At 37.6% G+C, this 15,096-nt stretch carries 11 protein-coding genes; 2 read left to right on the top strand and 9 right to left on the bottom strand.

What is annotated here, in order from left to right:
- Positions 1-225: 225 nt before the first annotated feature.
- Positions 226-7,125: a PKD domain-containing protein gene (locus tag JKP34_RS10490; RefSeq protein WP_201920780.1), complete on the top strand. Its 6,900-nt coding sequence runs from the start codon at positions 226-228 to the stop codon at positions 7,123-7,125.
- A 6-nt stretch (positions 7,126-7,131) separates the two neighbouring features.
- Positions 7,132-8,157 (top strand): PorP/SprF family type IX secretion system membrane protein, encoded by a 1,026-nt coding sequence (locus JKP34_RS10485; protein WP_201920778.1) that lies wholly within the window; start codon positions 7,132-7,134, stop codon positions 8,155-8,157.
- On the opposite strand, the gene JKP34_RS10480 is transcribed toward JKP34_RS10485, so the two are convergent.
- From JKP34_RS10480 to JKP34_RS10440, 9 genes are read right to left on the bottom strand one after another with little or no spacing between them, the layout of a single operon-like run.
- On the bottom strand, positions 8,154-8,762 hold the full coding sequence (locus JKP34_RS10480; RefSeq protein ID WP_236664960.1) for a sugar transferase: 609 nt from the start codon (positions 8,760-8,762) through the stop codon (positions 8,154-8,156). The genes JKP34_RS10485 and JKP34_RS10480 overlap by 4 nt on opposite strands.
- The gene (locus JKP34_RS10475) at positions 8,759-9,694 is read right to left on the bottom strand and encodes a succinylglutamate desuccinylase/aspartoacylase family protein (protein ID WP_201920773.1); all 936 of its coding nucleotides are present in this window, start codon (positions 9,692-9,694) and stop codon (positions 8,759-8,761) included. The genes JKP34_RS10480 and JKP34_RS10475 overlap by 4 nt, the downstream gene beginning before the upstream one ends.
- Position 9,695: 1 nt before the next feature.
- Positions 9,696-10,355: a phosphatase PAP2 family protein gene (locus JKP34_RS10470; protein WP_201920770.1), complete on the bottom strand. Its 660-nt coding sequence runs from the start codon at positions 10,353-10,355 to the stop codon at positions 9,696-9,698.
- A complete protein-coding gene (trmB, locus tag JKP34_RS10465; protein ID WP_201920768.1) occupies positions 10,343-11,008 on the bottom strand; it encodes a tRNA (guanosine(46)-N7)-methyltransferase TrmB in 666 nt (221 codons plus the stop codon). The genes JKP34_RS10470 and trmB overlap by 13 nt, the downstream gene beginning before the upstream one ends.
- Positions 11,009-11,011: 3 nt before the next feature.
- The gene (locus tag JKP34_RS10460; RefSeq protein ID WP_201920766.1) at positions 11,012-12,313 is read right to left on the bottom strand and encodes a bifunctional folylpolyglutamate synthase/dihydrofolate synthase; all 1,302 of its coding nucleotides are present in this window, start codon (positions 12,311-12,313) and stop codon (positions 11,012-11,014) included.
- Positions 12,313-13,173 (bottom strand): cell envelope integrity protein TolA, encoded by an 861-nt coding sequence (locus tag JKP34_RS10455; RefSeq protein ID WP_201920764.1) that lies wholly within the window; start codon positions 13,171-13,173, stop codon positions 12,313-12,315. The genes JKP34_RS10460 and JKP34_RS10455 overlap by 1 nt, the downstream gene beginning before the upstream one ends.
- Positions 13,166-13,561 carry an ExbD/TolR family protein gene (locus tag JKP34_RS10450; protein ID WP_201920762.1) on the bottom strand — a complete coding sequence of 132 codons (396 nt, stop codon included), beginning with the start codon at positions 13,559-13,561 and terminating at the stop codon, positions 13,166-13,168. The genes JKP34_RS10455 and JKP34_RS10450 overlap by 8 nt, the downstream gene beginning before the upstream one ends.
- A 3-nt stretch (positions 13,562-13,564) precedes the next feature.
- Complete coding sequence (locus JKP34_RS10445; RefSeq protein ID WP_201920760.1) at positions 13,565-14,245, bottom strand: MotA/TolQ/ExbB proton channel family protein; 681 nt, start codon at positions 14,243-14,245, stop codon at positions 13,565-13,567.
- An 11-nt stretch (positions 14,246-14,256) separates the two neighbouring features.
- Positions 14,257-15,057: an SPOR domain-containing protein gene (locus JKP34_RS10440; protein WP_201920759.1), complete on the bottom strand. Its 801-nt coding sequence runs from the start codon at positions 15,055-15,057 to the stop codon at positions 14,257-14,259.
- Positions 15,058-15,096 lie beyond the last annotated feature (39 nt).

Below are 15,096 nucleotides of genomic sequence, written 5' to 3'. Positions count from 1 at the left end.
TACTGTGTCACACCCTAACTGTAAGGTTTAGTTGAATAAGCATTGAAAACAATTCTGTTTAATTGATTTTTTATAATAATATTTATATTAATTTTAACTATATTTATTTTTAAACCTATGAGACTAATGTAATCTTCGATGAACAAATGTTTTTTAAGCATGAATAATACTATCTAGTTTTGTAAAGTGAAGGGGGCTAAAAATTATATCATAAGTCTTATTACGTTGCTTATTAGTTTAATAGGCATCTCAGGCAAGTCGTATGCACAGTGTGGAGCGAGTAGTGGGGTTGGTGGTTTTCAGACACTTGAAGAAGATTTTTGTGGCGGTGAAAAGCAGGTTTGGGCTGGTAAAAGCTATTCAAATGTTGACGTACCAGCGGGAACAGATGTGTATATTTTGGTTGATTGGGGATATCCAGGCGCTACAGATTATTATCCTACCGTATTAGAATTTGGAAATTACATAATCGATAATACACCAACTGTTTTACCACCAGCAGGGGCATTATTCGCAAATGATAGATATGCGTACCATGTTTATCCGGAAAATTTAGAAGACTGTTCATATGACGTAGATGTATTTTTAGTCTTTGTTGATGCCGGTGAAGACCCTGCAACTCATCCAAGTTCAATTATTTGTCCTGGAACGGTTAATAGTGCGAGTACAATTTATTGGGAAAAGGACAACATACTTCCTGGCAATCTTGCTATTGAAGAAGCGCCTATTATAAGAATTTGCGAAGGAGAAACTGTTACTATAAATCCTTTGTATAATATAAGTCTATATAATTGTCCATTGACTAACAACACCTCTGATCGATGGTTTCAATGGATATACAATATTGATGGTGGTAATCCAATACCAGATGTGGTTATCAACGGCCCTAATTTAGGAGGAAGTCAAACTTTCAATGCTGGTGGTGTAGCATCTAACTTAAACTTTGAGGAAGTAGTCCAAATTGATCCTGGTCCTAATTTGGTACCAGGAGATATCGATATGTTGCCAACTGGTACTATTACTATTGATGGAACCAATACTGTAGCAGGTCAATATTTTGATATCCAACTAAATGCATGGAATGTATGTAATCCTTTTGACGATCCTGATAACCCAAGCACACCTAATTTAAATTCTGCGGCAAATGCGGATTCTTTACCAGAGTTCACCACAGTTAGAATTTTAATTATAGATGAGCCCATTCTTGATCCTATTGAAATTCTTGATGCAAGTAGTAATCCTAAGCCCGGCAATCTGTTCTGCCCAGAAGAAGTTATTAGAATTTTCAATGATGGAACTGACTTAGGACCAGGACCCTGGACAATAAATATTTATGACGGACCAACTACAGCTGACCCCTTAATCGTAAGCTATCCTAATCAAAATAGAACGTTAGATATTGAGAATACAACTGGGCCAGATGCTGCAGCCCTCAATGCACCAGGAGTCAAAACTGTAGAAGTAATTAAAGTTAACAACAGCTCCGATATTACAGGTGGATGTAGCTCTTCGGTTACAGCACAATATGAAATAATTGGAACACCAGCAGCTACTATTGGCTTTGATGACGGATCTTTTGGCTCGCCAAATACAGCAGATACATCATACGAAATATGTGCTGAAAGCTTACCATTAAATTTAGAGCTAACCGATGAGACGCCTGGCAAAACTGTTAACTTGACTACAGAATGGCTAATCGAAAAAGTATCACCAAATAGTTCTACAATCGACAATATAGATGATGGAGGTGGTGGAGCTACAGCTTTCGACTATCCCTCAAATCCATTAATTATTAGTGATACGGGTCATTATCGAGTTCAACTTTATATTTTAGATGGCTCAACTAATTGTACCACATCTGATCAATTAGACATTTACGTTTATGACACCCCAGAAGCTCTTTTCAGTGCCACTGGTGTTTGTGAAGGAGAAGACACAGACTTCGATCCATCAGCTTCTAATATACCTACAACCATTAATGGTGAAGTTATTGATCAATGGCTGTGGGACTTTTCGTACGATGGGGTCACTTTTAATACTGAATTAACCAGAACAAATGACAATAGCTTCACAAGGAATCTTGGTACGGCCGATGATTATGAAGTAGCCTTAATTACTCGTACTGACAAAGGATGCTACAGCGACACCACTGTTACAACCGTTAGCGTTTACGCCAATCCTAATGCTGATTTACAGGCTTTATATGGTCAAGACTATGAAACTTTTGTGGAAGATGATCCCTACACAGGAGATCCAATATGTCCTGGAACCCTAATAAAGTTCTTTAACAATTCCGATGAAGCCAGTAACGATCCTTCCGTTGTTGATGTCGGGTATTACCTCGAAATCGATAGTATTGGGACAACAGTGACCAGAGCTATAGGGGGTTCGGGAACCTTTGCAACACCTGATATTTTTTATAATACCACAGGTTCCAATGTAAATTATTCAGTACAGCTAATAGCCACCGCCAACCCTACAGATGGAAATCCTGATAATGATTGTGTTGAGCTATCTGCCCCTATTGTTGTAGAAGTTTTACCAGGTAGTCCTTCGGGCTTTACTATTTATGAGGACAATACTAAATCTAATGTTTATGAACCTACCAGTAGCTACTGTTCTCCACATGAATTCACTTTCGAAATCAACAATGTGACTAACAATTTACTGAACCCAGGTGATTCCGTGGTATGGGAGGTATTTGATGGAGCTACTCTATTAGGCGGAGATACAATAGCATATTCAACAGGAACAGCTTCAGATTATGATTTTTCATTTTTGTTTGAAAATGATTTCCCCAGCATTGCTCCTATTAATTACACTATTACATTACAACCTTTTTCTGATGGATTTTGTGTGAACAGCTCGTCAAATACTGTTAGGGTACTGCCCAAGCCCATTAGCAACTTTGCTCCTACAGATACAGTAGTAACCTGTGATTCTGTTACCTTTTATTTTGAAGCTGAACAAGCCGGTTTGTTGAACTATTTTTGGAATGCGACACCAGTTGATAGTGATGCAATTGCTGACACCCTCATTGCTGAAAATATTAATGGGCCAGAATACTGGGTAAGCTTTGGAAGGCCGGCTGATACTGATCCTCCATTGACTATTAATGTCACTTTACAAACTGAAAATGTTTTTGGCTGTCCAAGCGATCTCTCAGGAACTTTTACAGCTAATATACAACCAGAAGATAATTTCAATATAGACCTTGTATATTCCGGCACGGGCAACTGTTTACCTAACACCTATACTTTTACAAACAATACTATCCCTGCCGATATACCGGCTAATACTGAATGGGAACTACACATTACAAATGTAAACTTAGGTTCAACCACTATTATAAATACAGATACTTTACCGGCAAGTAATAAAGACTTTTCAGCAGGATTCGTTTATGAATTTACTCAGGCTGCCAATTACGAAATCAGACTAATTGCCTTGCTTGAAAGTACTTGTGACCTGGCATCAGATCCACCAATAAGCTTAACTTTTAACAATAGCCCTCAAATGGGTTTTCGTCCTGTTCAGGATGAAGGTTGCTCTCCACTAGAATTAGATTTAATTGATGTTTCATTTAATCCGGATGGAACTGATTTAGATGAAATTACGCTTCAATGGACCAATTTGGTTTCAGGAGTCACATTTAGTCTCGTTGTCAACAATGAACCTGCTGATTATTTCAACTCTATTATACCTTTTGATTTATTATACACCACTTATGATGGCACAGGTTATAATGATTATGAAATAACCCTTACAGGAGAAAATGAATTTGGTTGTATAGATGATAGTGTTTATAACGTAAGAGTTTATCAAACACCAGTTATTGATTTCGATATAGTATCACCAAACCCTGCTTGCGAGGGAGACTATACTTTTGAATTTGATGTAATCACCTATAATGTTCCTCCAAATACTGATTTAACATGGAATTGGAATGATGGAACAGACACAACACTTTCTAGTCCTAACAATATTCAACATACTTTTGTAAACAGAGCAAGTTTCTTTGGTTCAGATAACTATATGGTATCCTTAACTGCTGAAAGTGCTAATGGATGTACTACCACAGTCACAAAAAGTATAGAGCTAAACCCAAGAGTAAGAGCTGAGTTTTTTGCTGACAAAAATAGTGGTTGCTCTCCTCTTTTAGTAAATTTCACAAGCTTCTCTCAAGGAACGGGGTTAACAGGTAATCATATCTATCAATATAAAGAAGCAACAAGTGCAGCTTGGATTAATGTGCCTTCAGCTGACATATCTGCATCCGGAATGACTACCATTTCTTTTCCGAATACAACTGCTGCAGATTTAATTTATGATGTAAGGCATATAGCTGTCTCTTCTGTTGGCGGCTGTTCTGATACATCAGCTGTAGCTCAAATCACGGTATTTCCAGAAATTGCTCCTCCTGGTATTGAAGGACCTGATGAGGTTTGTGCCTTTGCTCAAAGTATTAATTTTAATATTCCTGCCACTGAAGTAAACGCTACTTCTAATTATTTATGGTCATTACCACTTGGTGCGTTTATATCTAGTCAAAATGCAAATGGAAGTGAGATTACCGTAAACTTCAGTTCATTTAGTGGCAATCTAGAGGTTTCTGAATTGAATGACCAAGGTTGTATTAGCGATCCTAATATCAAACCGATTACTGTATTAACTGGGCCTACAGGTGTATTAAGCTTAAACGGCACAAATGTTATCTGCCCTGGAGAAAGTACTTCATTAAGATTTGACCTGAGTGGACCCGGAAGCAGTGATGACTTTACTGTGGTATACAATAATGGCACATCGAACGATACTTTAAGAAATATCCCAGATGGTTACATCCATTCAGTAAGTCCAACAGCTTCAACCAATTATTTTTTACTTTCCGTAATTGATAATGATTATCCGGCCTGTACCCCTTCTGCCATATCAGGTTCAGCTTTTGTCTCAGTTAACCTTCAACCAAGTGTAACACTAACTGGTGATGCTACAATTTGTGAAGATGTGAGTACCAACTTATTCTTCAACTTAACAGGTGTTGGCCCTTGGGATGTTGAATATACTGACGGCACAAATACTTTCAGTTTTACCACTAATAGCCCAGTTCATTTAGAAGCAGTTACACCAAGCGAAAATACTGTTTATACGCCAGTTTCAGTCTTGGATAATAACACTCCAAGATGTAGTGGACCTGTAAATGGTAGCGCCACCATCACCGTTAATCCAAAACCTACTGCAGAAATATTCGGAGATCAAGATGAACTTTGTGCCAACGCACCAACAGAAATTAGATTAAACCTAACGGGAAATCCTCCATGGTTAGTGCGTTATTCTGATGGTACTAATACATTTACACTTAACAATATTAGCCCTACCGGAACTTACGATCCTTCAACTGATACATATACCCACTCCTTTAATGTGAATCCTCCGAGTGGAACCACTTCTTACACATTAATTGATGTGAGAGATGTCAATAATTGTTTGGGAGATATACAAGGAAGTGCAGTATTAGAGGCGAACGATTTACCTACTGTTGACCTAAACGGTAATGCAGCTATATGCTTAGGTTCTTCTACCGACCTTGATTTATCGTTTACAGGAGATGGACCATTCAGTATTTCTTATTTAGCCAATTCAGATACCTTAACAGCTAATAATTTAAGTGCGAGTAGCAGTCTAACTGTAAGCCCTGATGTGAATACGGTTTATAGAATTATTGAATTAATTGATGTCAGAGGATGTACTGGTAACATATTAGGAAGTCCTGTAAGTGTTCAGGTAAACAGTTTACCAACTGCAGAAATCTCAGGAGCTGATACCATTTGTTATGGAGATGAAACTAACTTAATCTTTGATTTAACAGGTAGAGGTCCATGGACGGTTACTTATACCGATGGGGTTGATCAGAATACTTTTACAACTTCTTTCAACAGACATTTTGAGCCTATCATACCAACTGCTACCAGAACTTATTCAATTATTTCTGTTACCGATAGCAATACACCAGTCTGTACAGGAACGACTACCGGAAATCCTCAAATATTTGTTTACCCGCAGTTAGAAGCATCCTTTACTTTTACTCCAGAACAGCCTTCACAACCTGATGATGCTACCATTACCATAACCAATACAACCACTAATAAAAATAGCTGGGAATACGAGTGGGACTTTGGGGACGGCACTATTTCAAATGAGGTTGATCCTGCCCCTCATACTTATGAAGATTTTGGAGATTTCGTATTAAAAATGACGGCAACAAACGGACTTTGTACTGATACTTATCAAGCTGTTATCTCTATTGATGCCGTATCTCCAATTGTTGATTTTAGAGCTACTCCATTAGAAGGATGTCTTCCATTAGTTGTTGAGTTTGAGAATCTATCAAGATTTGCAGATCCTGGTACTTATCAATGGGAATTTGGTGATAACCAAAGAGTACGAGCCGTAGAAAACCCGACACATGTATATACTTCCCCAGGTACCTATACAGTAACCTTAACCGCAGATAACATAACTAGAAATCAACAGACAGAAACTAAGGAAGCTTATATTACTGTATATGAAACCCCACAATCTTCATTCACCATTCCTGATGAGTTCAGGCAAGTGTTTACTGGTGAAGAGGTGCAATTCGTTAATACAAGCATTGGAGCAGATGAATTTGTATGGAAATTCGGTGATGGCAACCAGTCCTTTGATGAAAATCCTGTTCATGTATATGGCGACAGCGGGGTATATGACATTACGCTAATTGCAATTAACTCAACAACAGGGTGTGAAGACTCCTTCGCCCTCGATGCTCAAGTAAAAGTTATACTAGGTGGAGAATCAAAAATTGCTAATGCTTTTACCCCTAGCAGAGCCGGTCCTGGTAGTGCCAGCAGTAATGTACAGTCAAATGACATTTTCCTCCCTCAGGTTGAAGGTGTTTCCGAATTCAACATGTTAATTTATAACAGGTGGGGTGAGCTGCTTTTCGAATCTAACGATAAAACTATCGGATGGGATGGCTATTATAAAGGACAGCTTATGCCTCAAGGAGTTTATGTTTATAGGCTTGAGTTAGTTTATGAAAATGGTAGACGTGAGACCAAAGTGGGTGATATAACATTAATAAGGTAAACTGATTTGAAGAAAATAGTAATTATATCGTTCATAAGCATTGCGGCACTACTTTTAAGTAAGACTCGGCTCACTGCACAGGACTTTCAGCTATCTCAGTACTATGCTGCACCACTCTATCTGAATCCTGCCTTTACGGGCTCCGGTAAAATGCATAGATTTAATCTTAACTATAGATTGCAATGGCCTGGTTTGCGTTATACCAATGCTTACAGAACCATGGCTTTTTCATATGATTATAATCTTTCAGAGCTAAATAGTGGTTTTGGTTTGTTGGCTACTAGAGATGTTGCCGGGTCTGGCGATCTGGGAAATACCAGTGCGGGTTTTCTGTATGCTTTCAGAGCACAAATCAATAAAAAATTAGTATTCGCAGCTGGGTCACATTTTAGCTACAACTTCACTGGATTAAATGCAAACGGTTTAACGTTAGGAGATCAGCTTGCCAGTGACAGGCCTGTTTCATTTGACAGTGAACTACAACAAGTAAATCGAATTCAATACTTCGATTTTGCAACAGGAATACTCGTATATGGTAAATCACTATGGGGAGGTGTCTCTTTACATCATTTGACTCAGCCCGATGTCTCATTAATTGGAGATTCAAACCCTCTGCAAATGAGGTTTTCTGTACATGGTGGCGTACGCATACCATTATATCGAGGGCCAAAAGAATTTGATCATATTTCGAGCATTGCACCTTCCTTTATATACAAAAGACAGGGGAACAATGATCAACTCGATGTTGGCATTGACTGGCATTATGATCCTATTTCTGCAGGCTTTTGGTACCGAGGCTTTCCATTTGCTAAAAATCAAGAAAACAACTTTGATCGTGACGCTATGATTTTCCACTTTGGACTTGAAATTCCTCAATTAAAAGCACAAATAGGTTACAGTTATGATTTCACCATATCAGAATTTGGCGGTATTTCTGGTGGAGCTCATGAAGTATCAATTTCTATGGATATAGTAGGTACGTTCCGAAAGAAAAGAAAAGAAGAGTTTCTACCCTGCCCTACTTTTAATTAATCATTACCAATAAATTTCTCAATGGTTGCTGATCCTGATGCATTGATCCCTTCAGCTTTAAATACCTTAGCTATAGTCAGAAAGATTATTTTTAAGTCTAACCAAAAGGATTGGTTATTCACATACCAAACATCAAAGCTAAACTTCTCTTGCCAGCTAATGGCATTTCTTCCATTTACCTGAGCCCAGCCAGAAATACCAGGCGTTACGTTATGTCGCTTTTTCTGAGAAGGATTATATAAAGGTAGATACTCAATAAGCAGTGGTCGAGGCCCCACAAAGGACATATCTCCTATTAAAATATTAAGTAATTGTGGCAACTCGTCAAGTGATGTTTTCCTGACAAATTTTCCAACGGGTGTAAGTCTATCTTTATCTGCTAATAAATTACCGTGAGCATCCACATCATCTCTCATGGTTTTAAATTTGATAAGTAGGAAAATCTTTTCATTCCTACCAGGCCTTTTCTGAGTAAAAAACACCTTCCCATTCTGAAATAATGCTAGTAATAAGGCTACGATTAAAAATACCGGGCTTGCAATAATAAGCGCTAATAGTGCAAAGAGTTTATCAAAAAAAGGCTTTACAACTTTAGAATAGATCATTTGATAACTCCAATATGGATTAGGGCATCACCTTCATGAACTATCGGGTTATTATTTAATCCTATTACGTAGCCCGAAGCTGTTGCCTTAATTTTATTACTAAACCCACCAAAGGGGTCATTAATGGTTCCTAAAACCTGATTTTTCTTAACTAATTGACCGCTTTTCACTTCCGTTAAGAAAACCCCTGATTTTTTTGATCTTACCCATGAAGAACTATTGATCAGCAAACTTTTGCTATTGGCTTTAGGTGCTTCATCAACCATTCCTAAATGCTTCATAACCCTTAGCGCACCAGCCATCCCCTCTTCTATAGCATGTTCATCAAAACGAGAAGACTCTCCTCCTTCATACACCAAAATTCTTTTACCGAATCTGCCAGCTGTTTGCCTAAAAGACTTAGGCCGAAATTTACTATCTAAAGTAAAAGGAGCATTAAAAACATTGGCCAACTCATTATTGACATCATCTCTCAAAACACATCTTATTTGAGGATAATTAGTTCTATCTGCACCACCAGTATGAAAATCTATTCCATAATCTATTAGCGGAATAATATTTTTAGTTAAAAAATAGGCGACTCTACTAGCTAACGACCCGTTTTTATTGCCTGGAAATGAGCGGTTAACATCTTTACCATCAGGCACATACCTTGAAAAATGAATAAACCCGTATACGTTGATAATTGGAATACAAATAATGGTACCTTTTAAAGGTATATGCTTATCCGATTCTATTAATCTACGAACTATTTCTGAGCCATTGATTTCGTCACCGTGTAATCCTCCTGAAAGCAATAGAACCGGCCCTGGCTGCTCAGAGCGTGCAATGGTTATGGAAATATCTATATCAGAACGTGAAGGTAATTTAGCGATGTTAATATCTACCTTCTTTTGTGTTCCTGGCGCTATATAATAACCTGCTATTTCCATATTATTTTACCAATAAGCCTCTATGTAATTTAGATTTATCATAGAGTAATGAAGTTCTTTTGTCGCTAAAATACCACCAGACAATCCCTGCTGAAAACATGCCTATTAGAGCTCCTGCTACTGTATCCATTAAGAAATGTTGTAAGAGATACACCCTTGAAACAGCTACTAAAATAGCAGCAAGCATAAAAATTACTTGAAGCAGTTTATTCTTTGTTAAGCAAATGAGCAAGGTCGCTATGGCAAAAGCCGATGCTGTATGTCCACTTGGAAAGCTATGAGCTCCGTATACTTTTACACCATCAACAAAGTTGAATACCTCAGCACTATCTTCAAAGAAAGATTTTGGACGCGGATAATTGAAAATCCATCGCTTACCAATGGTTACTAAAATTGTTTGAAAAAGGCCAATTATCGCTAAGATGATAATATTATAGTAGCTATAGAAAAGAAAAATAATTGCTACAATAAGGTACATTAAACCATCACCCAAGAAAGTAACATACTTAAAAAACACATCTCCATAAATATTATGTCTATCATTTAGCCAAAGTAAGAAGGTACCCTTTTCCCAAAATATAGAAATACTAAGTGTTGTTAAAATATAAAGGACAAACATGATAAATGCTGGTCCTTGAAATTTATGTTTTATACTTTCCATTGAAACTTCATGTATTTAATCTTTTCTCCCTCAGCCTCAAATTTCTTTTCATATTTAGTGGTAATGCCGTAATGCTCTTCCAATAATTCAGAATTCTTTAAATCGAAGGTATAAACTAAATTTTTAATATCGTCTCTTTTACTTAGTACCTCATCAAGCGTCCATTGAAACAAATCAGTATTATCTGTTTTGAAGTAAACAGTCCCATCATTTTCTTGAATTTTTTTGTAAATATCCAGGAAACGATCATGTGTCAATCTTCGCTTTTCATCTCTGTCTCTTGGGCGTGGATCAGGATGGATAATCCAGATGTCTTTTATTTCATTAGATTCAAAACTCTGCTCTAAATCTAAAGCGAAGGTTCGAAGGAATGCGGTATTTTCTAAATTGTGGTTTAACGATTCAGTGCTACCTTTCCATAAGCGCTCCCCTTTAATATCTATTCCGATAAAGTTTTCATCAGGGAAATGCTTGGCCAATCCAACTGTGTATTCGCCTCTTCCACAAGCAAGCTCTAAATTGATAGGATTGTTATTCTTGAAATGATCAATTTTCCAATTACCTCTAAGCTTTTCAAAACGCTCTGTTTGGCGCTCTATCACATTATATCTATCTGCTATCTCTTTAAAGCGTGTTTTCTTCTGTCGACTCATTAATTATAAACTCGGAATTTCTGCAATTACAAATATTGATCCTCCGACAAAAATAAGGTCATTTTCCGAACTATGCATAATTGCCGAAGAAAATGCCTGATCAACAGTCTCAAATGATTCACCATAGAGCTCAAATTTAGCAGCCTTAAGTTTTAATTCATTTGAGTCCAGTGCTCTTGGAATTTGCGCTTGGGTAAAATAATATTTAGCAGTGTTTGGAAGCTGTTCAAGCATACTATCAATGGATTTATCATTCACAGTACCAATGACGATATGTAATCGATCATAAGTCTCCTTCTCTAACATTTGAACAATATGAGCAATAGCAGAACTATTATGACCTCCATCAGCGATAATTCTGGCTCCATTATTAGGATTGGCTATCTCCTGCCATCTGCCCAACATACCTGAATTAATTCTGGACTTCTTTAAACCGGCTTGCAAAGATGCCTCTGAAATAGCATATCCTTTTTCTTCTAGAATTTTAGCTGCACTTAGCACAGAGTTGATGTTCTGTTTCTGGTAAGAACCTTTTAAATCTGATGTTAGCTCAAAGTCATTTCCGGTAGCAGTTGCTACCTTATAATAGATAAAATCCTTATCAGCATTTGTTTGAGTCAACTCAAATTCATCAGCAGAATAATGATAAATAGCATTCTTTGACTGGGCAATTTCTTGAATAATATTCCTTAGGTTATTCTCCTCTACAGAAGTAACCACAGGCACTCCATTTTTAATAATACCTGCTTTCTCTCTAGTGATTTCTTCTTTTGTATCTCCAAGAAATTGTTGATGGTCTAATCCTATTTGGGTAATGATGGCAACCTCCGGAGTAATTACATTAGTGCTATCTAACCTACCTCCCAAACCTACCTCCATAACAGCAACATCAACTTGCTGGTCAGCAAAATACTCAAATGCCATAGCCGTTGTCAACTCAAAAAATGAGGGTTGAACTTCTTCAATTAATGGAAGGTATGATTTTACATATTTCAAAATCACTTCTTCTGAGATAGCCACTCCGTTTATCCTGATTCTCTCTGAAAAATGCTTTAGATGGGGAGAAGTATATAAACCTACTTTATAACCGGATTCCATCATGACAGAGGCCAGCATACTAGCTGTACTCCCTTTACCATTGGTACCTGCTACATGAATATATTTTCCTCTTTGATGCGGGTTCCCTAATCTATCTAATAATTTTAATGTATTCGATAAATCCTTTTTATAAGCTGCTCCTCCTACACGCTGAAACATAGGCAGGCGCTCGAACAAGAATTGTTCTGCTTCCTTATAGGTTTGCATTATCTGGATCGGATAATAAATGTGATTCTACCAGTATAAGAACTCAAAGTAGTACCTCCTGAGGTTTTGTAGAAAGTTAATCGAGATACTTCATCCTGATAAACCTGTGCCACATCAGATGAAACCGTTCTTTCGATTACACGAACTGAAATTACCTCTCCGTTATTATCAACTTTAATTTCAAATACAATTTTACCATTTTGGTCTGAGGTATCTTTTGGTCGTGGTGGGGAGTCCCATGCCCAGCCAGCCATTTCCAGTTTACTTCCATTGCCACCACCTTGTGGCCCCATCATAGCTTCTGCATCAACAGATCCATCTTTAACACCTTGATCACCCTTCTCAGTATTAGTTTCTCCCTGGCTGTTATTCTTACCTGGGAATAGAGCATTAGGATTAGGTTTTGGGGGCTCTTTTACTTCCTCCTTCTTTGTTTCTGTGGTTTCCTTTGAAGTTTCTTTTTGCTCTTCCTCTTGGGTATTTTGTTTTTCAGCCGGCTTATCTTCCTGCTCCACTATACCATCATCCTGTGTAATAGCCTCTTCAGCAGGTTCTATCGCTTCACTTTCTGCCTGGGTTTCTTCTACTGCTTCCGATTCTTGCGACTCCTCTGTAGCTTCAGTCACCTCAGTTTCTTCCACCGCTTCTTCGTTAACAACCTCTGCTCCGGCTTCTTCATTTCCTGAACCAGTTTGTACATTTCCTAGATTTAATTCAATACCATATTCAGGGTGCGGAGGGTATGGTTCTTTCCAAACTGTAACCCATAAAAATAAGAGCAAAATAATAACGTGGATACCAACCGAAATGCTGATACCCTTATAATTATTCTTTTTAGCAAGTTGGTCTGTGCTATTCATTAGGTTTAGTCGCTATTGATACTTTTGCTTTCAATGAAGCAGCAATGCCCGCAACGTTTACAAGGTGCTCTGTAGGTACACTCTTGTCGATATGTAATACAACTACGCCTTCATCCGCATTTTTTAGCTCTCTGCGAATGGCTGTCTCCAAATCCTGCTTAGCCGTTCTTTTAGCATTCACAAAATAGGTTAAATCTTCACTTATAGTTACACTTACCTTCTGAATTACAATATTGGATGCTTTACTTGTAGGTAAATTAATTGGTAAACCTGAAGGAGTTATAAAGGAAGAAGTAAGCATGAAAAATATCAATAACAGAAATATGATATCCGTCATTGATGACATGCTAAAAGCAGGATCAACCTTATGTCTTGATTTTAATGACATAAATTAACCTTTTGGTTCCTGTAGCAAATCAATGAATTCTACAGAAGTATATTCCATTCTGTGAATCACTTTTTGTACCTGTGTTACCAGGTAATTGTAACCTAAATAGGCAATAATACCAACGGCCAAACCTACGGCTGTAGTAACCATGGCTTCATAAATACCCTCTGAAAGTAGTTTAGGACTAACAGAGCCTTCTTCTTGGGCGATAGCTATAAAAGCCTGAATCATACCTGTAACTGTACCTAAGAAACCAATCATAGGTGCTGCACCTGAAATAGTAGCTAAAGTTGATAGATTTTTCTCTAGACGGTAAATCTCAATTTTCCCGACATTCTCAATAGAAACCTCTATGTTTTTTAATGGACTACCAATTCTGGAAACTCCCTTTTCTAGCATGCGTGCAATTGGTGCGTCAGTCTGGGCACAAACAGCCTTTGCTTCATCAATTTTACCCGCAGCCACCAATGACTTCACCTGATTTAACAGGCCTTTTGGTGCCTTATCAGATTTCTTAATGGTTAGCATGCGTTCCACAAAAATAGCAATAGCTGCTATTGATAATAACAAAAGGGGAATCATAACATATCCCCCTTTTAATAATAGGTCAAATAAATTCACGCTGCTTTTGCCAGCGCTAACCGCAGCTGTATCCGCTACGGTACTAATTTGCAATAACATCATAAATGATTAAATCAATATTTCAATGGCCAAGGTTGCTCTTTAAATTGACCTGCTAACTCAGTTGCCCTGCTGCTTGCTTCTGCAAAAGAAGTAGTTTCTGCTATAGCCACTCGAGTAAATTTACTTTTACCGAATGGAGGAATGATGTAAGCTGAATTACCATCTTTCTTTAATTCTTTAGCATAATCCATAGCTAAGTCGTCATCAAAAAAGCTTCCAACAACAACATAAGAACGGCCCGTTCTTGAGTTTAGTGTGTTGATAGTTGCTTCTTCTTTTACAGGTTCCTCAATTACAGGCTCCTCAACTTCCACAGGCTTTTCAACCACATAAGTGGTAGTATCCTTTACTGGTTTTTCTATAACAGGCTCTGGCTTTGAATCTTTAATGAAAAAGAACCATACTGCAACACAAGCCAATATTATAATGATTGAAATAGTAATAATTATTGGTGCTGAAGATTGCTTTGGTGGCACATATGTACCTACAGGAGCTTCTTCATCTTCAGTTTCATAATCATCATCTTCGTATTCTTCTTCAATCACTTCTTCCTCTTCATGAGATTCAAAAGTTACTGGCTCTGATGTTTCACCTGTGTCAAATGTTGATTCCTCGGCTGAATCATCTTCATCCTCCAAGGTTACTAATTCATCTTGCACTGTTTCTTCAACAACGATCTCATCTTTATCGTCATCGGCATCAAAATCTTCATCTAAATCAGGAAGTCCAAAATCCTCATCATCCTGAGCAGAGGAGTTCTCCAGGTTTTCTTCTTTGTATTCGTCTTCCTTTTTTTTGTCCTTTTTCGCCATTATTCGGTTTGTTAAGGTTTTTAGCAACTTAAATCTATT

The organism is Marivirga atlantica, from assembly GCF_016734805.1.
Taxonomy (GTDB): domain Bacteria; phylum Bacteroidota; class Bacteroidia; order Cytophagales; family Cyclobacteriaceae; genus Marivirga; species Marivirga atlantica.
Note: the sequence above shows the minus strand (reverse complement) of the source record. Positions and strands in the feature narration are given on the sequence as shown.

What these genes read in the sequence shown, in the direction of transcription:
- JKP34_RS10480 (WP_236664960.1), bottom strand. Translation starts at nt 8,762, where the DNA reads ATGATCTATTCTAAAGTTGTAAAGCCTTTTTTTGATAAACTCTTTGCA.
- JKP34_RS10475 (WP_201920773.1), bottom strand. Translation starts at nt 9,694, where the DNA reads ATGGAAATAGCAGGTTATTATATAGCGCCAGGAACACAAAAGAAGGTA.
- JKP34_RS10470 (WP_201920770.1), bottom strand. Translation starts at nt 10,355, where the DNA reads ATGGAAAGTATAAAACATAAATTTCAAGGACCAGCATTTATCATGTTT.
- trmB (WP_201920768.1), bottom strand. Translation starts at nt 11,008, where the DNA reads ATGAGTCGACAGAAGAAAACACGCTTTAAAGAGATAGCAGATAGATAT.
- JKP34_RS10460 (WP_201920766.1), bottom strand. Translation starts at nt 12,313, where the DNA reads ATGCAAACCTATAAGGAAGCAGAACAATTCTTGTTCGAGCGCCTGCCT.
- JKP34_RS10455 (WP_201920764.1), bottom strand. Translation starts at nt 13,173, where the DNA reads ATGAATAGCACAGACCAACTTGCTAAAAAGAATAATTATAAGGGTATC.
- JKP34_RS10450 (WP_201920762.1), bottom strand. Translation starts at nt 13,561, where the DNA reads ATGTCATTAAAATCAAGACATAAGGTTGATCCTGCTTTTAGCATGTCA.
- JKP34_RS10445 (WP_201920760.1), bottom strand. Translation starts at nt 14,245, where the DNA reads ATGATGTTATTGCAAATTAGTACCGTAGCGGATACAGCTGCGGTTAGC.
- JKP34_RS10440 (WP_201920759.1), bottom strand. Translation starts at nt 15,057, where the DNA reads ATGGCGAAAAAGGACAAAAAAAAGGAAGACGAATACAAAGAAGAAAAC.